Source organism: Shewanella psychromarinicola (assembly GCF_003855155.1).
In the GTDB taxonomy this organism is placed as follows: Bacteria; Pseudomonadota; Gammaproteobacteria; order Enterobacterales; family Shewanellaceae; genus Shewanella; species Shewanella psychromarinicola.
Window position 1 is genome coordinate 743,616 of sequence record NZ_CP034073.1, and the last position, 21,544, is coordinate 765,159.

The window sequence follows — 21,544 nt, forward strand, 5'->3', positions numbered from 1 at the left end:
AACAAAACGTCACTTTTTAGTCATAAAAAAACCTGCCGTTGCAGGTTTTAATTTATCAAAATCGAATAGGCTAGATCTTACGCTATACACGATTTAAGTTTGTTCATAGCATTCTTTTCTAACTGCCGAATACGTTCCGCAGAGACTTGGTAAGTCGATGCCAGTTCTTGCAAAGTCACTTTATGATCATCTAACCAACGCGCACGTAATATATGCTGACTACGTTCATCTAAGGTTTTGATTGCTGATAATAAACGTGTTTGAGAATCGGCTTCCCAATTGGCATTTTCAACCTGCGATGCCACATCTGAAGAATGATCTTCTAAGAATAATGCTGGGGCAAAATCTTGATGGTCGTCGTCACTGTCACTGGCTAAATCAAAAGCCGGATCTTGTGCTGCCATGCGAGACTCCATCTCAGTCACGTCAGCTTTAGATACACCCAGATTCTCCGCGACCATAGTCACTTCAGCGTCACTAAACCAACCTAAACGCTTTTTAGACTTCCGGATATTAAAGAATAATTTACGCTGTGCTTTTGTGGTCGCGACTTTCACGATACGCCAGTTTTTCAGTACGTATTCATGAATTTCAGCTTTAATCCAATGTACCGCAAAGGAGACCAAGCGAACACCAACATCAGGATCGAAGCGTTTAACCGCTTTCATCAAGCCAATATTACCTTCTTGAATAAGGTCTGCCTGTGGTAAACCGTATCCAGAGTAGCCTTTCGCAACATGCACAACAAAACGAAGATGCGACATAATTAATTGTTTTGCAGCGTGTAGATCGCCGTTTTCTTGTAAACGCTTGGCGATGCCATACTCTGTATCCGCGTCCAACATGTTAATGCTGGTCACAGACTGGATGTACGCCTCTAGACTGCTAGTGCTGTGTGGAACAGTCAGCGCCATTGATTGCGTTTGATCAGTCATTCGCTCTCCTACTACATTCAAAAATATATTTCAGCTATCTTAATACGATAAGTGAAGCTTCTTGGTTCACAACACAAGAATGCTCACCCTATTTAGCTGATGAACTATCAACTATACGACATCATATGTCAAATAAGGTTCTACTGGATGAACATTTTTACCGCTAGGTAATCACAATGCAAGTGAACAAACGTTCATTATTGGGATTAAGCATTATTATACGCCGGCTATTATGACGGTTCAATGCTACGTAAGTGCTGACGCACAGATAAATACGAACCCAACCAGCCTAAAAATGATGCCAGTAACACCAGTTTAATTAATTCTAAAAATGTTAACGACTCAATGGTTAATTCACTGCCATATAAACCCAATAATTCGGCTAAGGCACTATCGATATACCACACTAACAGGTTGATAATTAGCCAAGCCAAAATGCCACCTATAACGCCATACCAAATCCCGGTATACAAAAAAGGACGTTGAATAAAGGCTTCCGTCGCGCCCACTAACTTCATCACTTCAATTTCAGCTCGACGGTTCATAATCGCAAGACGAATAGTGTTGCCAATCACTAATACCACCGCGAGGATCAGCAAGGCGGCAATCGCCAGCACGGTTTTCTCAAGTAATTTAAGCAATGCTTGCAAACGCTCTAACCATTCAATATCTAAACGACCAAAGCTGACTTCTGGTTCGCGCTCTAATTTTACCAGTAGCTCACGCGCCCCTGCCGGACTCGAGTATTTAACCGAAGGGGTTACGGTAACCACTGCAGGTAAAGGGTTCTCATCTAAGTATGCAAGTGCCTCACCAAAACCTGATAAACGCTGAAACTCTTCTAATGCTTGCTCACGACTAATATACGTCACGGATTCAACTTCTCGGAAGACTTTAATACGCGACAATAAACTTTGAATAGATTGCTCACTGCGGCCTTTATTAATGAATAACGAAATTTCAGCAGCACTGTTCCAAGACTGGGTGATGTTTTCAGCATTTTTAACCAGCACCTGTAATGCGGCCGGTAAACTTAAACTCACGCCCAATACTGCCATGGTCATAATTGATGACACTGGATTACGCCAAAGTTCACCCATACTCGAGGTGCCTTGCTGCACATGACGAATAAAAAACATCACAATACGGCCACTTAAGGGTAATTTACTTTGAGTAATATTCGGTTTTTTACTCATCGTATGTACTCCCCTTCAGAGGCAGAGCTTTCTCCACCGAGCATGCGTCCTTGACGCAGAGTAAAAGTACGATACTTCATTCGCGCAATAAGGCCTAAGTCGTGGGTGGCAATGAGGACACTGGTCCCCGAGTCATTAAAGGCCTCAAATAAACGTAAAATATCCATCGATAATTTAGGGTCTAAGTTACCTGTCGGTTCATCAGCCAATAATAATGGTGGTTTGTTAACAATGGCGCGGGCAATACCCACACGTTGCTGTTCACCACCAGAAAGCATTATCGGCAAATGACGTTCTTTGCCATATAAACCCACCATGTCGAGTGCGCCAGCCACCCGTTTACGAATTTCGCCATGGGTGAAGCCTTCAATCACTAACGGTAAGGCAACATTGTCAAATACGGTTTTATCCATCAGCAAATGATGGTTCTGGAAGATCACCCCAATATTACGGCGTAAATATGGCACATGTTTAGGTCCCACATTGGCAATGTTATGCCCATTAATGGACACCTTACCTGCCGTGGCACGTTCAATTACGGTAATGAGTTTGAGCAAGGTACTTTTACCGGCACCTGAATGGCCGGTTAAAAAGGCCATTTCACCTTGTCGAAGATGAAAATTGACATCCATGAGGGCCTTTTGACCACCAGCATAGATTTTACTGACCTTCTCAAATTGGATCATAAATTATTGGTCCGTTTTATCCTGGCTAAATAATGCTTCAATAAAGTCATTGGCGTTAAAGGTACGCAAATCATCAATTTGCTCACCGACACCGATATGACGGATCGGAATAGTAAACTTATCGGCGATCGCAAAAATGACCCCGCCTTTAGCAGTACCATCTAATTTACTGATGGTAATACCCGTCACGCCAACGGCTTCTTTAAACAACTGTGCTTGGCTAATGGCATTCTGACCCGTGCTGGCATCTAAGGTTAACATGACTTCATGGGGGGAATCTGGGTCGAGTTTTTTCATGACACGCACGACCTTCTTCAACTCTTCCATTAAGTGACTTTTGTTTTGTAAACGCCCCGCGGTATCGGCGATTAATACGTCGACTTTACGCGCTTTAGCGGCTTGTAAGGCATCAAATATGACTGAAGCACTATCAGCGCCGGTATGCTGTGCCACTACCGGAATATTATTGCGCTGCCCCCACACTTGTAACTGTTCAACAGCCGCCGCGCGAAAGGTATCGCCCGCAGCTAACATGACAGATTTACCTTGGCTTTGATACTGTTTAGCCAGCTTACCAATAGTGGTTGTTTTACCAACACCGTTCACTCCGATCATTAAAATAACAAACGGACCGTTGGGATTTTCTGGGACCAAAGGCACTGCAACCGGATCGAGTATTTTTTGCATTTCTTCCCGCATTAAATCATAAAGCGCTTCCGCATCTTTAAGTTGTTTGCGCGAGGCATGCTCGGTCAGGCTTTTAATTAATTTAGTGGTGGTTTCTACGCCCACATCGGCAATTAATAATTGTTCTTCGAGTTCTTCAAATAAGTCATCATTAATTTTTTTACCGCGAAATAAGCCAACAAAGCCCGATCCAACATTCTCGCTAGTGCGCATTAAACCGCGTTTTAAACGCGCAAACATGCCTTCTTTCTTAGGCTTAGCTTGAGGTTCCTCTTGCTCTTCTAATGCGATTGACGCTGTGGGGATATGTTGTTCGGCTAACTGCAGTTGCTCTGCTGCTAATTGTTCTGTCGCAAGACGATCCGCTTCAATGCGAGCAAGTTCTGTCGCTTGAGCTTGTTGCTCTGTTGCCAGCTTTTCGGCTGTTAATTGTTCTGCCGCAAAACGTTCCGCTTCAATACGAGCAAGTTCTGCCGCTTGAGCTTGTTGCTCTGCTGCCAGCTTTTCGGCGGCTAATTGTTCTGCCGCAAGACGTTCCGCTTCAATGCGAGCAAGCTCTGCCGCTTGAACTTGTTGCTCTGCTGCCAGCTTTTCGGCTGTTAATTGTTCTGCCGCAAGACGTTCCGCTTCAATGCGAGCAAGTTCTACCACTTGAGCTTGTTGCTCTGCTGCCAGCTGTTGTGCGACTAATACTTCAGCGGCTAACGTTTCCGCTGCAATATGCTCGACATCGACACGGGCTTGTTCTGCACGTTCATTTTCAAGACGCTCGGCTTCTAAGCGCGCAACGTCATCCGCTTGCTTTTGCGGCTCAGCTTGTTGGGTTTGATCTTTAGCCTCTGTTGCAACGTCATGCTCCGCATCAACGTGTTGTTCTTCAACTTCAGGGGCGGGCTTATCTTTACGAAACCAGGAAAAAAAACCTTTCTTTGCCATGTTTGCTACCAGTTTTATATGCTTAAAAATTCAGTTGAAACCGTTTGTTGCATCTCTCACCAGTAAAATGATCAATACTCACATTTAATCACAAGTTTGATATAAAATAACGACGGTTCAGATTGTGGCATAGTCTACCACTTTCTTTTTTCTTTGTTCAGGCAAAATCACGAGGATGAGATGGCTAAAAAAAATACCAGCAGCGGTCAGGTGCGGATTATTTCAGGTCAATGGCGATCTCGTAAGTTACCGATCCATGATCTTGAAGGTTTACGCCCAACAACTGATCGCGTACGGGAGACCTTATTTAATTGGCTTGCAACCGATATTCGTGGTGCCAGAGTGCTCGATTGTTTTGCTGGCAGTGGTGCATTATGCCTTGAAGCATTATCGCGTTATGCCAGCTTTGCCAAAATGATTGAACTGCAAAAAAATGCGGCCAACCAACTTAAGCAAAACCTCGCTACGCTGCAGTGTCATAACGCTGAAGTGATTAATGCTGACAGTTTACAAATCCTTGCACAAGGCACGACTGAAGGATTTGATGTGGTTTTTATCGATCCCCCTTTTCGCAAAGCATTAGCCATTAAGACCATTGAGCTATTGGCGGCACATCATTGGTTAAATAATCATGCGTTAATTTATGTTGAAACAGAATCAGAGTTAACAATCTGTAATGTCCCAGCTAATTGGATCCCCTTAAAAGAAAAATTTGCTGGACAAGTATGCTACCGCTTGTATCAATATCAACAAGCTGGATCACTTAATGCAGAGGCCAATGAAAGTGTCCAAGATTAAACAAGGTTCCATAATAAAACAAAAACACTTGATCACAGATATCGTGTTAATCGGTAAAACCGCCACATTATCGATGTGGATGTTATTTGCTTATAGCTGTGTCATCCCTTTTGACTCAGGCGCGACGGCACTACTGCTGGCCGTGGCAAGCATCACAGCCTTAATGCACACCTTGCTACTTTTGCTTGTGTTAGCGCGTAAACCCTTAAGGTTTCGCCACCAATATAGGGCCATCCTATGCTGGGGTGTTTTCGGCTTACTCTCCCCTACAGAGCCGGCCACAACAGGCAATCTTTAACAGATCATCTCTACCAGACAATTCGTAAAAGGCAATCCCTAAAAGGTAATCCCTAAAAAACAGTGATAAAAAAACCCACTTCGATGAGTGGGTTTTTTTGCCTATAAACTAAAACTAGCTTTTAGGGTAAGGATGCGCGACGCCTTTATGACAATCGACACAGGTCTTTCTAGATTCAGGTGCTTTTTTAAAGTTCATACTGTGCATTCTTACTGCCATTTTCTTCATCGTATCGGGTTGATCTTCATAAATACGAGTATGGCAATGCTGACAGTTAGCAGAATCATTGCTGCGGAAGTATTCTAAGGCAAGATCCGCTTGTTCTTTACGGTTCTCATCTAACCATTCTTGAGTCATAAAACCATCGATGGTCATTAAACCAATCAAATCTTTAGACACAACGATTTTCTTCAGTAAATAAGCAAATGGTCCATGAGGTAAGTGACAATCTTGACATTGCACGGTAATACCCGCACTACCGCCACCATGAGCTGACGCCATAACTTCATCTCTTAACGAATGGTCTCGGTGACATGTCATACAAAAAGCATCACTACTTGTCGCATGCAAAGTCTGTTGTGTTGCAAAATAGCCGACTACCCCAACAATTACACCCACCACAATAAGGGCAATAATTGAGTACTTCGCGCTTGGTTTAAATAGTGCACGCCAGTTCATTGTTCAATCTCCGTAATAGCAAAAAATGGAATTCTAATATTTATTTGTCTAGTTTAGGATTTTTAGAAATTAGAAAATTGATTTTAGTCGCTATTTTGATGATTGCTTATCGAAAATATATCGAAAATGCGAGCTAGATCGCTACTTTAGTTTGTGCTGCATCAAAAAAGGAGCCGATTGACCCCTGTAGGAACTTACTTGCTAGAAAGTAGATCAAATGCAATGGCTGTAACTTGATAGCTAAACGTGCATCAAATGTAATGGTAAAAATTATCTTGTCAGTAACATCAGCCTATATCCTAAGCTGACCATGACAAAAAATGCTGGTTTTAGGTTTATGCGCCAAAGGCTGCAATTACATACAGCCTTTAGCTCCATTAACCTTTAGCGCTAATGCTTAATGATGACTGTGTTTTGACTCCGTTGCAGGCTGATCATTTTTATCCAATAACTTCATACTGGTAATGCAAGTGCGGCTGTTTTCATCCGTTGATATGACTTCTTTAGCTTCTCGGTATACGCCATTTTTGTCACCATGATGAAAAGTGAACGCTAACTTGCGATCCCTAGGGACCCAAAAATCAATAAACCCGTCGGGTTGAGTGGTGACCATTTGATTGAGAATTTCCTCTCCGGTGGCGACATCAATAGCCGACATATGCATTTTTTCGCCGACCAATTCACCAGTACATCCCGTTGGAACATGGTTGGTGCACGGGTGAGTTTGACTTAAGAAAGGGGCAATAGATAAGAAGAATTGATCTTGTGGAATAGCAACCGATGCAGAGCTGCCATTAGCAAATGAAGCCGTGATCTTATTGGGTAGCACTTTAACAACAATACCTTGATCATTTCTATATAATGAATTTGCGGTTAATACTGCTTCTTTATAATTTAATTGTTCAAAATGTTGTGCGTCCATAGGCTCTTGTGCTTGAACAAGGGTGCTAGCACCAAGCATGATGAAGCTGCTGATCAATAATTTTTTAAACATAATAGTACCTTTATACGTCATAGTTCGGGACATTGAGTGTTGAAATACACTCAGCATCCTCCCAAAAAAAGAGCTGTGTTGATTGTGAAATACGGTGTTTTTTTGGAATAAACGATTAAGGCGGTGGGGACTGATCAATTAACATAACGGAGGTGAAATTAAGCAGCGGAGTTGGGGTAAACTCCATCGCGACTTTATCGAAAGTAAATCCTATCGGCATCAATGCACAGGGCGCGCTATGCCAAATATCACAATGGCTGCATTTGTCGCAATTGTGTTTATCTGACGGTTCACATGGAGAAATAGCTTGAACCGTGGATTGCTGAGATAACGGCATTGAATCTGCTATAAATGCTTCGTTATCATGGCAATTGCAGGTACCGGCGCCGGTTTCATCAGATGTTGAAGCATGGCCCATGTGAGTCGATAACTGTTTTGCCGTCGACATGGAGACTTGGCTGTTTTCATGACAAGCAAGTGTACTATTCATCGCCATACTTGAGGACGTTAATCCTTGTAAGATGAGGGCAAACACTACCAGCAATGTTGTGGTTAGTTTCATGAATTCAACCGAGTGGATAATGACCTTTAGCCTATCATTGACCTCACTCGTGACTAAGATAAATTGCTTAAAACTATGAGTCACTTAACAGTTAATAACATTTTGATGGCCATTTATCGCCATTGGTTCCCTCGTAAACAAGGTTACAAACAAACTAATAATAACAATAATAAGGCTCATTTTAATGCATAAAACCGCAAGAACAGTTCATAAATGGCTGATGCTATTACTCGGACTGCAGTTTGTTATTTGGCCAGTGACGGGGGCATACATGGTGTTTATGCATATTGACTATATCCATGGGGATCCGCTAATAACTAACCCTCAGATAAAAATCAATCCCGATAAACTGCAGTACTCGTTGGCACAACTGTTACAGACTTACCCTCATGCTGAGCAAATCAGTGTGGGTAAGCTGATGGAGCAAGACGTATACCGTTTTTCAATCCCAAGCCAAACAGCGACTCAGCAGGTATTATTAAGCGCACAAACCGGTGAGCGTTTATCGCCACTAAATCAAACGACGGCCATTGCATTAGCCCAATATTATTACGCAGGTAATGAGCCTATCGATGAGGTGAGCTTACTGACCGACAATCCACCTTTTGAGCTGAGTGATCGACATTTACCCGCTTGGCGGATTAATTTCGAGCATTTCTCCGCACCATCAATTTATATCTCTGCCGACAGTGGACTTATCGTCGGTAAACGTCATGCCTTTTGGCGGATATTTGACTGGATGTTTCGCTTTCATGTGATGGACTATGGCGATGCTGAAGAGGTCGATAACCTGTTGTTATTTTGGATAGCATTGTTATCGACATTCGCCACTATTAGCGGGCTAGTATTAACTTACTTCAGGGTGTTTGGTCGCAAAAATAAACGTAAGCCAATGTATAGTAAGCGTAAAAATATATTTAAAAAACGCAATCACAGTGGAGCAGCCTAATGTTTTGGATCAGAAAAGTGCATAAATGGGCATCGGTCATTGTGGGCATTCAATTACTGCTTTGGTTGATCAGCGGGCTGTATTTTAATCTTATGGATCACAATAAAGCCCAAGGCCTTAGTTACCGAAGCGATGCTCACGCCGTGGTGGCGGTAGAGACTCATCGTTTGGTTGAACCTAAAATGGTTTTAGGCGCCTTTAAACCAAGCGTGTCACTCAGCTTGATTACTTTATTAGATAAACCTTACTACTTATTAACCCATGAAAAAGGCTTATATAAACATCTTCGCCATGACTACACCTTGGTTAATGCTTATCAGGGTAAACCGGTATTGATTGACGTCGAATTTGCGCAACGACTGGCCAGAGAGTCCTATTCTGGCGAGGCTCAAATCAGTTCGACAAATCTACTGATCCCGCCATTGGACGACTTTCCTAAACAGCAAAATGACACTTGGCAGATAAACTTTGCCGATGACATTGCCACCAGCGTTTATATTGAAGCCCAATCGGGCCGACTTGTCGGTCACAGTGATGAGCACAAACGTTTAGCCGAAGTGTTTTTTATGCTCCACTTTATGGATTACTTCAATGAAGGCGGTTTTAATACTATTCCTATTAAGATCTTTGCGTTTATCACCTTATGGTTAACCTTTAGCGGATTTATTTGGGTAATCGACATGTTGAAGCGCCACAAATACCGACCTAAGTGGAAACCAAAATCAGCATTGTCTACACGTGAAACCACGCTAAATTAATGAAATGGAATGTGTATCACACGATACAGACTATAAAGCGCTACCATTATGTTAAATAAAATGAGTATGATTGCTTGAAATATTTTTACTGATATAAAGGTCTGTTAAATTAGACCCTACAAACGACTTGGTTAAGGTTAAATGAGAGCAACGCTGTCAAACTATTGGATCATCGCAATGACTTTGCTGGCACTTGTCGGACAGGGGTTGCTGACTAATGACAGTTTTATGGTGCCAATGGCCCATGCAAAAATGGCTCAACAGACTGCGCCTTCAGATAGGCATGCTCACGATGATCTTGCTCAGCAGAGCATGTCGGTAAAAACCGACCTGGCAACTAACACCACAGCCGCAATGCCTCAACAGGCAACGAAAAACTGTCATGATAATATGGTCAATGATGTGAATGACCCCATTAGCGCATCGGCACCGCAAACCAGCTGTTGTGATGGTTCGGGCTTTTGCAGTCTTGATTGCCATCATTGTTTGACCATTTCACTGGTAGCTAACCTTATTGACATTCAATTGCCGATGGCCAGCACCTCAATTCATTCGACATCAATTACCATGGTTGTTAACCGTGTTTCAATCGCTTTCCCTCCCGCGTTTCGCCCACCTATCGCTTAATTCAATTGATGATTTTTGTGCATTGAGCACATCCAATATAATTATTTTTTAGTATTTATTATCATGATTATTATCATGAATATCGAGGTTGTTATGAAAAAATTCTCCTTTGCTAGTGTGCTGTTAGGCGCGTTGATTGCCGTTATGCTCCCCGTCGCTCTGACATCACCAGTGGTTTATGGCGCAGAGCACGATCATGCCCAACATCAGTCAGCGGCCAGTAAAACCTATACTTGCCCGATGCACCCTCAAGAGACCAGCGATAAAGAGGGACGTTGTTCCATCTGCAATATGTTTTTGGTCGTCAAAGATGAGCAACAAGAGTCCATCACTGACGACAGCCAACATCATTCAGCGGTCAGTAAAACCTATACTTGCCCGATGCACCCTCAAGAAACCAGCGATAAAGAGGGACGTTGTTCCATCTGCAATATGTTTTTAGTCGTCAAAGATGAGCAACAAGAGTCCATCACTAACGACAGCCAACATCATTCAGCGGTCAGTAAAACCTATACTTGCCCGATGCACCCTCAAGAAACCAGCGATAAAGAGGGACGTTGTCCCATCTGTAATATGTTTTTAGTCGTCAAAGATGAGCAAGACGAATTTACCGCTGACGACAGCCAACATCATTCAGCGGTCAGTAAAACCTATACTTGCCCGATGCACCCAGAAGAAACCAGCGATAAAGAGGGACGTTGTTCCATCTGTAATATGTTTTTAGTCGTCAAAGATGAGCAACAAGAGTCCAGCGCTGACGACATTCAACATTCAATGGCTAACATGTAAAGTGCTATTGCAATAGAACAAAGCCTAGCAGGCAAGATCAATTGATCCTTCTGTGCATCGAGCACATTCAATATTATTGTTTTTAGCGTTTTCATCATGGCTATCATGGTGAATATCGAGGTTGTTATGAAGAAATTCCCATTTTCTAGTGTGCTATTAGGCGCGATTGTTTGGGTAATGATCCCCGCAGCGCTCACATCACCAGTCGCTTATGGCGCAGAGCACGATCATGCCCAGCATCAGTCGCAAGCCAGCAAAACCTATACTTGCCCGATGCACCCTGAAGTGATCAGTGATAAAGAGGGAAGTTGTCCCATCTGTAATATGTTTCTCGTCGTCAAAGAGGATCAAGATGAGTCCAGCGTTGACGACACTCAACATCCAATAGCTAACATCAAAAGTGTCAGTCAGACAAACAAAAGCCAAGCAGACAAGGTGTTTGAGCAACCTAAGTCCGCATTACTGCCCACGGCAAATAACAAGGACAACGCTAAGGTAAAGTATGTCTGCCCAATGCATTCGCATGTGGTGTCCGATGCGCCTAGCACCTGCCCTATTTGCGGCATGAACCTTGAGAAAGTGACGGTGGCCGATGCCACCCAGAAAATCGGCAGTGCTGAGCCTAGCGGGGTGCAACCATCAATGGCTAACATGAAAAGTGTCAGTCAGACAAACAAAAGCCAAGCAGACAAGGTATTTGAACAACCTAAGCCCGCATTACTGCCCACGGCAAATAACAAGGACAGCACTAATGTAAAATATGTCTGCCCAATGCATTCGCATGTGGTGTCCGATGCGCCTGGCACCTGCCCTATTTGCGGCATGAACCTTGAGAAAGTGACGGTGACCGATGCCAGCAAAGAAATTGTGGTTGGCGTGTCTGGCGGTATGCAACAGGCACTGGGGATGCGAAGTCAGGTGGTTGAAAGAACCAGTTTATCTAGCCAAGTAAATACCATAGGCACAGTGCAATATAACGAAAATGCTATTGGCCATGTGCATACTCGTGCAACCGGATGGATAGAAACGCTTAAGGTGAATGACGTGGGACAAGAGATAAAAAAGGGCCAACTATTATATGAGCTTTACTCGCCCGAGCTAGTCAATGCCCAAGACGATTATTCCCAAGCACAAGACTACCTTAAACAAGATAACGAGCGTGGCAGTAGTTTATTGCTTAAAGCTCGTAAACGCTTAGCACTATTAGGTGTCGATAGCACGGTGATTAATCGCTTAGAAAAAACCGGTGAAACCATTTTTAAAGTGCCTTTTTATGCCCAGCAAGATGGCTTTATCAGTAAGTTAACGATCCGTCCCGGTATGTATATCCAGCCAGGCGATACCTTGTTTGAAATCGTTAACTTAGACAGTGTATGGGTCATTGCAGATGTATTTGAAAACGAGCAAAGTTGGCTACAAAAAGGCCGCAAAGTCACTGTCAGCGCCGCGGCGCTGGGACTGTTTGATATTGACTCGACGATTGACTATATCTACCCCGAATTAGATCCCGTCACCCGGGCTATGCAGGTACGGATCAAACTCAATAATCTTAACGACAAGCTCAGACCTGGCAGCTTAGTGGATGTCACCTTATTTGGCCTTCCTAAGGATAATGTGCTCACCGTCCCAACAGAGGCGCTCATTCTTACTGGCCGCGAGAACCGTATTGTGGTGCAACGCAGTGATACTAGCTTTGCTTCAGTGCCGGTAAAAATTGGCATGATAGCAGACGGTAAGGCCGAAATTTTAGACGGGCTGAATGAGCATGACAAAGTGGTCATATCTGGACAGTTTTTACTAGACTCAGAAGCCAGTATTCAAGGCAGTTTACAGCGTTTAACGAGTAATGATTCAACCACCCAAGATTCAACCCAAGATTCAACCACCACCGATGCTCACCAGCACTAAGGAGCACGCCAATGTTAGCAAAAATTATCAGTGCTTCAATAAAGCAACGCGTCATGGTGTTGATACTCACGGCCGTTATCGCGTTAGTGGGTTATCAAGCCATGCGCATGACACCTCTGGATGCGCTACCTGACTTATCAGATGTACAAGTCATTGTTAAAACCTCATACCCAGGCCAAGCCCCACAATTAGTTGAAGATCAAATTACCTACCCATTGTCATCGGCTATGCTTGCCGTGCCGGGTGCCAAAACGGTTCGCGGGTTCTCCATGTTTGGCGATTCATTCGTCTATGTCATTTTTGAAGATGGCACCGATATTTATTGGGCACGTTCACGAGTATTAGAATACTTATCACAAACCCAAGATCAACTGCCTGCTGGCGTCACGCCAAGCATTGGGCCAGATGCATCTGGTGTAGGTTGGATTTTCCAATACGCCTTAGTCGATCGCAACGGACAGTATGATTTAGCCCAATTACGTTCATTACAAGATTGGTTTTTAAAGCTTGAATTACAAAGTGTTGCAGGAGTATCAGAAGTTGCCACCGTTGGTGGCATGGAACAAACTTATCAAGTGGTTGTCGACCCGCATAAGTTGGCCCTGTATCAAATCGATTTAATGACCATTAAAAACGCCTTAGATGTCTCCAATAGCTCAACTGGTGGCTCGGTCATTGAAATGGCCGAAGCAGAATATATGATCACCTCAAGTGGTTATCGCCAAACCATTGCCGACTTTGCTGAAATCCCCTTAGGCATTTTGTCTGAAAACGGCACGCCGGTATTAATGAAAGATGTGGCCCAATTAAGAACCGGCCCGGCAGCGCGCCGTGGCATTGCAGAGCTAGATGGTAAAGGCGAAGTCGTCGGCGGCATTGTGGTGATGCGCTATGGTGAAAATGCGCTTGAAACCATTAATAATGTGAAGAAAAAACTCGAGCAAATCAGTAATGGACTCCCTGATGGTGTTGAGTTAATCACCACTTATGACCGCTCAGAGTTAATCTTGCGCTCAGTCGATAACCTTACCCATAAAGTGCTTGAAGAAATGTTGGTAGTCGGACTCATATGCCTACTGTTTTTACTGCATGCCCGCTCAACCTTAGTGGCGATTATCACCTTACCTATTTCAATTTTAGTCAGTTTTATCGCCATGAATATCATTGGGGTCAATGCCAATATTATGAGTTTAGGCGGGATTGCCATTGCCATTGGTGCCGTGGTTGACGCCTCGATTGTGATGGTCGAAAACACCCATAAACATTTAGAACATTATCGTCAAAAACACGGTAAGGCTCCTGAGGGAGAAGATCACTGGCAACTGGTGAAAGAAGCCTCAATTGAGGTTGGCCCGGCGTTATTCTTCAGTTTGCTTATCATCACCTTAAGCTTTACGCCGGTATTTGCCCTCGAAGCGCAAGAAGGACGGTTATTTCATCCACTAGCCTTTACTAAAACCTTCGCCATGGCCGCATCGGCAATCTTGGCGATCACCTTAATTCCAGTATTAATGGGTTATTTTGTCCGCGGAAAAATCCCTGATGAACGTAAGAATCCTATCAGTCGAGTATTAATTGCCATATATCAGCCATTACTTATATGGGTACTGCATTTCCCTAAAATCACCATTGGATTGGCGATTATGGTCCTATTCAGTGCTTACTACCCATTAAGCCAAATGGGCTCAGAGTTTATGCCCACCTTAGAAGAAGGTGATCTACTCTATATGCCGACCACCCTGCCTGGTGTCAGCGCAGGCAAAGCTGCAGAAATATTGCAGCAAACAGACCGTCTGATAAAAACCGTTCCCGAAGTCAAAAGGGTATTTGGCAAAGTAGGCCGCGCAATGACCGCGACCGATCCCGCGCCGCTAACCATGCTCGAAACCACCATTATGCTCAAACCCACAACTGAATGGCGTGATGGCGTAACCTTAGAAAGCATTATTGAAGAACTGCAACAAACCGTGCGTATTCCAGGGATGACCAATGCTTGGGTGCAACCGATTAAAACTCGCATCGATATGCTGTCTACCGGTGTTAGAACGCCTGTTGGCATAAAAATATCGGGATCGAATGTTGAGGAACTGCAACGGATTGGCGCTGAAATAGAAGCGGTAGTAAGCAAATTACCTGGAACAGTATCTGCATTCTCACAACGCAGTAGCGGCGGCCGTTATATTGATATTACCCCAGATCTTAAAAATGCCGCACGTTATGGCATGACCTTAAAAGACATCCAGGATGTAGTGCAAATAGCCATTGGCGGTATGACTATTGGTGAGTCGATTCAAGGTCAAGAGCGCTATCCCATCAATATTCGTTACCCACGAGAGTTACGTGACAATATTGAGAAGCTCAGAAATTTACCTGTGCTGACTAAAACGGGTAAGTACTTACCGTTAAGTTATTTAGCCGAACTCAAAATCATTGATGGCCCCCCTATGTTAGCCAGTGAAAATGGTCGCCTTATCTCATGGGTGTTTGTCGATCTAAAAGACATTTCTATCGGCGAATATATTATTGAAGCTGAAAAGGCACTCAAGCAACAAATTACTCTACCTGCGCGCTACAACTATAGCTTTGCTGGGCAGTACGAGTACATGCAACGGGTTGACGCTAAAATGAAAATGGTGATCCCATTAATGATTGCGGTGATTTTTATGCTACTGATGATGACGTTCAACTCAGTAATACAAGCATCTGTGATCATGCTAAGTTTGCCTTTTTCATTGGTGGGTAGTGCATGGCTGCTCTATGGGCTGGACTATAATTTTTCAGTCGCGGTATCGGTCGGTATGATTGCACTAGCCGGGGTCGCCGCCGAATTTGGCGTGGTAATGCAGGTCTATCTCAATAATAGTATTAAGGCCTATAAGCAAGCCGACAACTACCACAGTAAAGCGGATTTAACCGCCGCATTACTCGACGGTGCAGTAATGCGAATTCGGCCTAAAGCCATGACAGTCGCCACCATCTTTTTTGGTTTACTGCCGATAATGTGGGGTAGTGGTACGGGTAATGAAGTCATGCAAAAAATTGCCGCACCTATGGTGGGCGGCATGGTAACAGCGCCGCTATTGTCGCTATTTGTTATCCCGGCGATTTACTTGCTTATTTACGGCCGCACATTACCTAAGCAATAACGACAAACGTTAACGCTAAATACATTCACCCTAGAAACAACAATCCTCAAGTCACTCGGTGACTTGAGGATTATTTTTATGAGCGTTTATACTCATCTTATTGGTACTTACTAAATGGTTTTGATTTAGTTAACCTCTACTCAGGTTAAAAGATGGGGGTTATTGACGTTTAAGTGACTCATTTAACTGATCGACTTGATCTTGCTGCTTTTTACGGCAGGTGGCAATATCGTCTGGGTGACCATACTTGCAAGGATCGCTTGCCAGAATGGCTCTAGGAAGATTAATCACCATATAGTCAGTGTCATTTTTATTGTCATCCCCATTGCCAGCCTTACCAATACGGATTGGATTTGTTCCACTACAAGCCGTTAGCAGCACTAAACTCGATAACAATGTTAATTGAATTATCAGCTGCTTCATTGTTGTAATATCCCTTGTTTTTCACGTGCGAGAATTACCATCCGAAACATACCCCATGCCATAATGACAGCACCAGTAACCAACATAATATTGATGAGTACAGGGTTGGCTAACATAGGTAAAAAGTCTTGGTTAAATCCGGCAAATATTCCGTAAAGTCCTAGGCCAAATAGTAATGTACCGGGAACATCGGTAATGGCCACTATCAGCATACTGCGGTTAATTCGTGCTAATGCGGCTTGAGTTGTTTCTTGGGTCATAGACTCATCCTTGGGTTTTATTCATCCTTTAAAGCCACTCGCAATGACATAGTTTTTTGCTTCAAGTTCCAATTCTGACCTTTATTATCCGTGATTATGTTGTGGGATCCAATAAAGTTATAATTGAGAAAAATCCACCTTGTGGATCAGTAAGAACAGAGAAACGACCTACATCAGGAATATCGGTCGCAGGCACACAGATGGTAGCTCCTAGACTTTTGGCTTTTGCAACTGAAGCATCGCAATCGTCGACAGCAAAATAATTCATCCAATGCGCAGGAGCATCGCCCCATTCTTCAGTCATTTCCAACATGCCACCAATGGCTTGCTCGCCGACATACAATTGCGTGTATTCAAACTCAGCCATGTCAGCTAGCTTGGTTTGGTAGCCTAATACATGGCTATAAAACTGTTTCGCGCCAGCGGTATCACGACAAGCAAGCTCAACCCAACATAGGGTATTTGATTCTTGCGATCGCTTGATGCCAATATGGTCTTGGCCTTGCCACAATGCAAAACGACAGCCTTCTGGATCTGTGCATAGCGCCATTCGACCAGCATCTGCGACAGAATGAGGCCCCGCAATAATCTCACCTCCAGCTTGAATCACAGCCATAGAGGTAGCATCGACATCATCGACCGCAAAATAAATTGTCCAATGAGTAGGTAATGCCTCCATTTCTGCCGGCATTGGGTACATTGCCGCAATATCATCACCGTCTATTTGCAGCATAGTATAATGCCCTTCTGGCATGGGCATATCATCGGCTTCCCAGCCAAATAATGCCTGATAAAATGCTTTACCTGCCGCCCAATCATGAGTCGCTAGTTCAATCCAGCAAGGTTGTCCTTGTTGATACTCTTGTACCTGCATTATCATCATCCTCTATAAAAAATAGTTGCTTTTATATGGCCAACATGAAACGTGTCTCATAAGTTAAATCGATATCAGCAGAAAAGCAAAAAGCCTTCAAACGAAGGCTTTTTTGAACAATTATAATTCTATGTAACAAGTTAAGATTATTTAAATACCGGTAAGATATCCGCCATTGCCAGTAAGTGACATGTTGCTGTGATCATCCCAAACAACACCACCAGTACAATCAGCGGAGTCCCACCTGGCACCTTAAAACCGTCGGCATTGGGATATTGTTGCCTCACTTTATAAGCCAACAAAGCGGGTACAATAACGGCCCATATGGTGGCCGCAAGCGCAGCAAATCCAATCGCTAAAATAAATCCATTCGGAAATAATAAACCCAGTATTGTCGGCGGTATAAACGTAACCGCGGCCGTTTTAATCCGTCCGGTGCGTGAATCATCAAAATTAAAGAGATCGGCAAGGTAGTCAAACAGCCCGAGTGTCACCCCTAAAAATGATGATGCAACGGCAAGATTGGCAAACAGGGTTAACATGTTATCAAGCCATTGGCTGGCAATCACCCCCGACAAGGCCGCGACTAACACCCCGATATTGCCCCCTTGCGCAATAATATCGGCAAACTGGCTGCGTTGAATATTGCCCATTGTCGCCACTAACCAACACACATAAATAACCAATGCGATACTGGTTCCAGTAACGATGGCTTTCACAATCGTATTGGCATCTTTACCGTAATACTTTACTAAGCTCGGCACGTTACCGTGATAACCAAAACTGGCCAACCCAAAAGGAATAGCAGCGAGTAAATAAGGCAGATAACGCGACTCACCATCGGGTGACGCCAATTTCACCGTGTCAATGTCGATTAATAAATTACCGATAGCCAAGAAGAAAGTGATCATCATACCACCGAGCATGATGGTGGTGATCCGATCGACCGCTTTAGTACTGATAAACACCACAAGTGCCAAGACAATAGCAAAAACCAAACCCGCCACGCTCTGAGGCAAACTAACACCCAGAGCCGATAAGCTGTGATTAACAATCGACCCGCCACCACTGATATAAGCATAGGTTAAAATATACAACACAAAGGCAATAGATACGCCGTTAATCACCCGCCAAAACTGCCCTAGAGTTACGCGGGTTAAGGTGTCAAAACTATCGCCAGGTTCAAAATGCAAATTGGCTTCTAATAACAGCAAACCCGACATTAACATGCAAAACCATACACCTAACAACATGGCTAATGAATAACCAAACCACATTCCTGCACTAACGACCGGCAAGGAAAACATGCCCGCACCGACTGTGGTCCCAGCAATAATCATCGCCCCACCCAATACTGACTTACCGCTAGCTCGATGCTTTGCTGCATTCATGTGGTTGGCCATTATTGTCCGTGCTCCGCTGCCACACTATCAACAATGGTTTGTCTTACTGAAGAACTGAGTAATTTATTGGCATTATCTCGAATTCTTATCACTTCAGAACGATTCTCGACACTGCATAAATATCCCAATTCTTTTAGTTTCACGCTCAAGGTGTTATACAACTTTTTATCATAAAATTCTGGTGCGGTAATGCCATGTAGAGCCCCTAAACGTTGGGCTAACATATGACTATCGGTTTCCAATCCTGAACGCTCAAGCTCCGGATTTATCGCCAGTAAATTAAAGATAATGGCATAGCGTTGCAACGTCTCATTGATGGTTTCAGCAAGCAGTAACACTTGAGTAATATGGTGAGGCGTGATCACCAACTGATCGCTACCGCTCAACAGACCTTGTTCAACCATAAAGTCTAAAATGCAATCTACATGTTTAGGAACATCATCAATACCCATAAAAAGTTCAGCTTTAAGTAATGGGTAAAAATCCATCACTATGGCATGGATTCGGGTGCGATCGCACACATCATAGTGCACTAAACAACTGGCGATGAGTGAAGGTAATGCCATTAAATGAATAATATTATTACGGTAATAACTCATGGTAATAGCAACTTTTTCATCAACCGAAATTATCTCGCCAATAAGGTCCTTAGTACTGACAAACTTATTTAACGACAGACAATGATCAACAATTGACTTGCCATTACCCTCTGCAACGGATGCGTAATGGGTATAAGGCACTGTGTTAAGTAATGCTAAATACAAATCAAGCTGACGTTCTAACTGGCTTCTTTCTAATGCATTTTGCTCTGATGCCAATAACACTAAACTGGTCAATGTCACCGAGCTGGCCGCAGCAGCGCCGTTGATATTGGTCATTACACGATTGGCTAGTAAGTTGACCGATGGGGTAAACCATGATGGTTTCTGATCAGGATCGTTCGCAATCTCTTTACGCCATTCTGGCGCCTGCTCGTTTAAGAAATGTTGTAAATTAATCGGCTCACCAAAGTTCACATAACCTTGGCCAAAATTGCCTAATTTACGCAGAGCCCCAAATAACTGCCAAACAGATTCTTTTTTCTTTTTCTTACCGCTTAATTCTTTATGGTAAGTGGCCACTTCCATCACATGGTCATAACCTAAATACACAGGCACTAAGGTCACAGGGCGTTCAATGCCACGTAACACACTATTAATAGTCATCGCTAACATACCGGTTTTAGGCGCTAGCAAACGCCCGGTACGAGAACGACCACCTTCAGTGAAATACTCGACCGAATAGCCCTTAGCAAATAACTGATCTAAGTATTCACGAAATACTGCGGTATAGAGTTTTTTTCCATTAAAACTACGACGGATAAAGAATGCTCCGCCACGACGGAACATAGGCCCAGCAGGCCAAAAGTTAAGATTAATACCGGCAGCAATGTGCGGTGGAACCATACCCTGATAATACAAAATATATGACAACAGTAAGTAATCCATATGACTACGATGACAAGGCACATAGACAATTTCATGGCCGTCATGATGTAACTGCCTTATCTGTTCTGCACCTTTGATATTGATACCACTGTATAATTTGTTCCATAACCAAGTGAGGAAGCGCTCGGCAATGCGCACAAAACTATCAGAATAGTCAGCGGCAATTTCATCAAGGTATTCAATGGCGGTTTCACGGGCTTTCTCGACAGATACTTTTTTGTTTACCGACTCTTCTTCAATGGCTTTCTTGATTGCATCAGATTTAAGTAACGACGCAAAAAGCACTTGCCGATTCGGTAATTGCTGCCCTGTCATCACTTTGCGTTGACGGCGGAAATGCACTCGCGCAACACGGATTAATTTGTGAGCAATTCTTTTATCGGTACCGTGTTCATCAGCCATAAGACGAAGCGATAATGCATTAGAAAACTGTACAAAATTGTGGCGACCTAGAAACAAAATCATTAGCCATTTTCGCAGCCAGGTCGGGTTTTCCCTTTCAAAAAAAGCCGCTTTCATGCTGTCATCTTCTTTACCCGGTGTGCGACCCCAATAAAGGCTCACAGGCACCAACTGAATATCTAACTCAGGACATTGACGATGAAGCGCTAACAGACTGGTAAAACTATTAATAAATTTTTCACCGCTTTCGCGTTTACCAAAAAGCGGTTTGCGGCCTTCAAGACAAACGATGCGTGATACTTTGAGGCCATCCAATTGCAGTGGCTCATATGGACTGGGCATACCAAAGCTCTCAGTGATTTCGCTTAATGCAGCGGCATCACTGATTGATTCTGTTTTCATAACATAAATCAGAGGTTTAGATGGATCTAAATTAAGATCGTCAAAAGGATCATGTGGCACAACAACCGTGAGTACCATCGATTTTTGAATCCATTTTAACGCTCGTAAAAATATTGAATCTGGTTTTGACATGGTTATTTTCGCAACATAAGCCACTGTAATATTGTCGTATAGGATACCAGAAACCAGCCTGCTTACACTATCAGACCGATTTATCTTTACGCTTGAGTTCTCACTATCAGAAATAACATCAGACAATCAATACACAATAACTAATAGAAACAGGTTGTTGAATGATACTTGACCAACAATATTCAAAAAAGAGTTGGTTAATACTTGCACGAAC

Annotated in this window: 20 protein-coding genes; 8 read left to right on the top strand and 12 right to left on the bottom strand. The window is 43.4% G+C overall.

Annotated elements, in window-relative coordinates:
- Window positions 1-77: 77 nt before the first annotated feature.
- From rpoH to ftsY, 4 genes are all read right to left on the bottom strand, one after another.
- The gene (gene rpoH, locus EGC80_RS03130) at window positions 78-935 is read right to left on the bottom strand and encodes an RNA polymerase sigma factor RpoH (protein WP_101033144.1); all 858 of its coding nucleotides are present in this window, start codon (window positions 933-935) and stop codon (window positions 78-80) included.
- 230 nt (window positions 936-1,165) lie between these two features.
- Window positions 1,166-2,131 carry a permease-like cell division protein FtsX gene (gene ftsX / locus EGC80_RS03135; RefSeq protein ID WP_124012709.1) on the bottom strand — a complete coding sequence of 322 codons (966 nt, stop codon included), beginning with the start codon at window positions 2,129-2,131 and terminating at the stop codon, window positions 1,166-1,168.
- A complete protein-coding gene (ftsE, locus tag EGC80_RS03140; RefSeq protein WP_124012710.1) occupies window positions 2,128-2,817 on the bottom strand; it encodes a cell division ATP-binding protein FtsE in 690 nt (229 codons plus the stop codon). The genes ftsX and ftsE overlap by 4 nt, the downstream gene beginning before the upstream one ends.
- 3 nt (window positions 2,818-2,820) lie before the next feature.
- Window positions 2,821-4,440, bottom strand: a complete 1,620-nt coding sequence (ftsY, locus tag EGC80_RS03145; RefSeq protein WP_124012711.1) for a signal recognition particle-docking protein FtsY — start codon at window positions 4,438-4,440, stop codon at window positions 2,821-2,823.
- Between the two features lie 180 nt (window positions 4,441-4,620).
- On the opposite strand from ftsY, the gene rsmD reads away from it, so the two are divergent.
- Window positions 4,621-5,238 (top strand): 16S rRNA (guanine(966)-N(2))-methyltransferase RsmD, encoded by a 618-nt coding sequence (gene rsmD / locus EGC80_RS03150; protein ID WP_124012712.1) that lies wholly within the window; start codon window positions 4,621-4,623, stop codon window positions 5,236-5,238.
- A complete protein-coding gene (locus EGC80_RS22955) occupies window positions 5,219-5,536 on the top strand; it encodes a DUF1145 domain-containing protein (protein WP_283107394.1) in 318 nt (105 codons plus the stop codon). Before rsmD ends, EGC80_RS22955 begins: the two co-directional genes overlap by 20 nt.
- Window positions 5,537-5,650: 114 nt before the next feature.
- Here EGC80_RS22955 and EGC80_RS03160 read toward each other — a convergent pair whose 3' ends face one another.
- The 3 genes from EGC80_RS03160 to EGC80_RS03170 form a co-directional block, all read right to left on the bottom strand.
- Complete coding sequence (locus tag EGC80_RS03160; RefSeq protein WP_101033150.1) at window positions 5,651-6,214, bottom strand: NapC/NirT family cytochrome c; 564 nt, start codon at window positions 6,212-6,214, stop codon at window positions 5,651-5,653.
- Window positions 6,215-6,611: 397 nt separating this feature from the next.
- Window positions 6,612-7,208 (bottom strand): CueP family metal-binding protein, encoded by a 597-nt coding sequence (locus EGC80_RS03165; protein ID WP_124012714.1) that lies wholly within the window; start codon window positions 7,206-7,208, stop codon window positions 6,612-6,614.
- 115 nt (window positions 7,209-7,323) lie between these two features.
- Entirely contained in the window at window positions 7,324-7,770 is a 447-nt protein-coding gene (locus EGC80_RS03170) for a hypothetical protein (RefSeq protein ID WP_124012715.1), read from the bottom strand.
- Between the two features lie 184 nt (window positions 7,771-7,954).
- Here EGC80_RS03170 and EGC80_RS03175 point away from each other — a divergent pair, with 184 nt between their 5' ends.
- From EGC80_RS03175 to EGC80_RS03200, 6 genes are all read left to right on the top strand, one after another.
- Window positions 7,955-8,719, top strand: a complete 765-nt coding sequence (locus EGC80_RS03175) for a PepSY domain-containing protein (protein WP_206191840.1) — start codon at window positions 7,955-7,957, stop codon at window positions 8,717-8,719.
- Window positions 8,719-9,477, top strand: a complete 759-nt coding sequence (locus EGC80_RS03180) for a PepSY domain-containing protein (RefSeq protein WP_124012717.1) — start codon at window positions 8,719-8,721, stop codon at window positions 9,475-9,477. The genes EGC80_RS03175 and EGC80_RS03180 overlap by 1 nt, the downstream gene beginning before the upstream one ends.
- A 177-nt stretch (window positions 9,478-9,654) precedes the next feature.
- Window positions 9,655-10,104: a hypothetical protein gene (locus tag EGC80_RS03185; RefSeq protein ID WP_124012718.1), complete on the top strand. Its 450-nt coding sequence runs from the start codon at window positions 9,655-9,657 to the stop codon at window positions 10,102-10,104.
- 93 nt (window positions 10,105-10,197) lie between these two features.
- Window positions 10,198-10,893: a heavy metal-binding domain-containing protein gene (locus EGC80_RS22520; RefSeq protein WP_206191841.1), complete on the top strand. Its 696-nt coding sequence runs from the start codon at window positions 10,198-10,200 to the stop codon at window positions 10,891-10,893.
- 126 nt (window positions 10,894-11,019) lie between these two features.
- Complete coding sequence (locus tag EGC80_RS03195; protein ID WP_233768587.1) at window positions 11,020-12,801, top strand: efflux RND transporter periplasmic adaptor subunit; 1,782 nt, start codon at window positions 11,020-11,022, stop codon at window positions 12,799-12,801.
- An 11-nt stretch (window positions 12,802-12,812) separates the two neighbouring features.
- Window positions 12,813-15,947: an efflux RND transporter permease subunit gene (locus EGC80_RS03200; protein ID WP_124012719.1), complete on the top strand. Its 3,135-nt coding sequence runs from the start codon at window positions 12,813-12,815 to the stop codon at window positions 15,945-15,947.
- A 159-nt stretch (window positions 15,948-16,106) separates the two neighbouring features.
- On the opposite strand, the gene EGC80_RS03205 is transcribed toward EGC80_RS03200, so the two are convergent.
- From EGC80_RS03205 to plsB, 5 genes are all read right to left on the bottom strand, one after another.
- Window positions 16,107-16,370, bottom strand: a complete 264-nt coding sequence (locus EGC80_RS03205) for a hypothetical protein (RefSeq protein ID WP_124012720.1) — start codon at window positions 16,368-16,370, stop codon at window positions 16,107-16,109.
- Complete coding sequence (locus EGC80_RS03210; protein WP_124012721.1) at window positions 16,367-16,630, bottom strand: hypothetical protein; 264 nt, start codon at window positions 16,628-16,630, stop codon at window positions 16,367-16,369. The genes EGC80_RS03205 and EGC80_RS03210 overlap by 4 nt, the downstream gene beginning before the upstream one ends.
- Window positions 16,631-16,724: 94 nt before the next feature.
- Complete coding sequence (locus tag EGC80_RS03215) at window positions 16,725-17,504, bottom strand: VOC family protein (protein WP_124012722.1); 780 nt, start codon at window positions 17,502-17,504, stop codon at window positions 16,725-16,727.
- Between the two features lie 146 nt (window positions 17,505-17,650).
- On the bottom strand, window positions 17,651-18,907 hold the full coding sequence (mtr, locus tag EGC80_RS03220; RefSeq protein ID WP_124012723.1) for a tryptophan permease: 1,257 nt from the start codon (window positions 18,905-18,907) through the stop codon (window positions 17,651-17,653).
- A complete protein-coding gene (plsB, locus tag EGC80_RS03225; protein WP_124012724.1) occupies window positions 18,907-21,330 on the bottom strand; it encodes a glycerol-3-phosphate 1-O-acyltransferase PlsB in 2,424 nt (807 codons plus the stop codon). The genes mtr and plsB overlap by 1 nt, the downstream gene beginning before the upstream one ends.
- Window positions 21,331-21,544 lie beyond the last annotated feature (214 nt).

Coding starts and splice junctions, on each gene's coding strand:
- plsB (WP_124012724.1), bottom strand. CDS start 21,330: ATGTCAAAACCAGATTCAATATTTTTACGAGCGTTAAAATGGATTCAA.
- rpoH (WP_101033144.1), bottom strand. CDS start 935: ATGACTGATCAAACGCAATCAATGGCGCTGACTGTTCCACACAGCACT.
- EGC80_RS03165 (WP_124012714.1), bottom strand. CDS start 7,208: ATGTTTAAAAAATTATTGATCAGCAGCTTCATCATGCTTGGTGCTAGC.
- ftsY (WP_124012711.1), bottom strand. CDS start 4,440: ATGGCAAAGAAAGGTTTTTTTTCCTGGTTTCGTAAAGATAAGCCCGCC.
- EGC80_RS03175 (WP_206191840.1), top strand. CDS start 7,955: ATGCATAAAACCGCAAGAACAGTTCATAAATGGCTGATGCTATTACTC.
- EGC80_RS03180 (WP_124012717.1), top strand. CDS start 8,719: ATGTTTTGGATCAGAAAAGTGCATAAATGGGCATCGGTCATTGTGGGC.
- EGC80_RS03205 (WP_124012720.1), bottom strand. CDS start 16,370: ATGAAGCAGCTGATAATTCAATTAACATTGTTATCGAGTTTAGTGCTG.
- EGC80_RS22955 (WP_283107394.1), top strand. CDS start 5,219: ATGAAAGTGTCCAAGATTAAACAAGGTTCCATAATAAAACAAAAACAC.
- EGC80_RS22520 (WP_206191841.1), top strand. CDS start 10,198: ATGAAAAAATTCTCCTTTGCTAGTGTGCTGTTAGGCGCGTTGATTGCC.
- ftsX (WP_124012709.1), bottom strand. CDS start 2,131: ATGAGTAAAAAACCGAATATTACTCAAAGTAAATTACCCTTAAGTGGC.
- EGC80_RS03195 (WP_233768587.1), top strand. CDS start 11,020: ATGAAGAAATTCCCATTTTCTAGTGTGCTATTAGGCGCGATTGTTTGG.
- EGC80_RS03210 (WP_124012721.1), bottom strand. CDS start 16,630: ATGACCCAAGAAACAACTCAAGCCGCATTAGCACGAATTAACCGCAGT.
- EGC80_RS03200 (WP_124012719.1), top strand. CDS start 12,813: ATGTTAGCAAAAATTATCAGTGCTTCAATAAAGCAACGCGTCATGGTG.
- EGC80_RS03185 (WP_124012718.1), top strand. CDS start 9,655: ATGACTTTGCTGGCACTTGTCGGACAGGGGTTGCTGACTAATGACAGT.
- EGC80_RS03160 (WP_101033150.1), bottom strand. CDS start 6,214: ATGAACTGGCGTGCACTATTTAAACCAAGCGCGAAGTACTCAATTATT.
- ftsE (WP_124012710.1), bottom strand. CDS start 2,817: ATGATCCAATTTGAGAAGGTCAGTAAAATCTATGCTGGTGGTCAAAAG.
- EGC80_RS03215 (WP_124012722.1), bottom strand. CDS start 17,504: ATGCAGGTACAAGAGTATCAACAAGGACAACCTTGCTGGATTGAACTA.
- mtr (WP_124012723.1), bottom strand. CDS start 18,907: ATGGCCAACCACATGAATGCAGCAAAGCATCGAGCTAGCGGTAAGTCA.
- rsmD (WP_124012712.1), top strand. CDS start 4,621: ATGGCTAAAAAAAATACCAGCAGCGGTCAGGTGCGGATTATTTCAGGT.
- EGC80_RS03170 (WP_124012715.1), bottom strand. CDS start 7,770: ATGAAACTAACCACAACATTGCTGGTAGTGTTTGCCCTCATCTTACAA.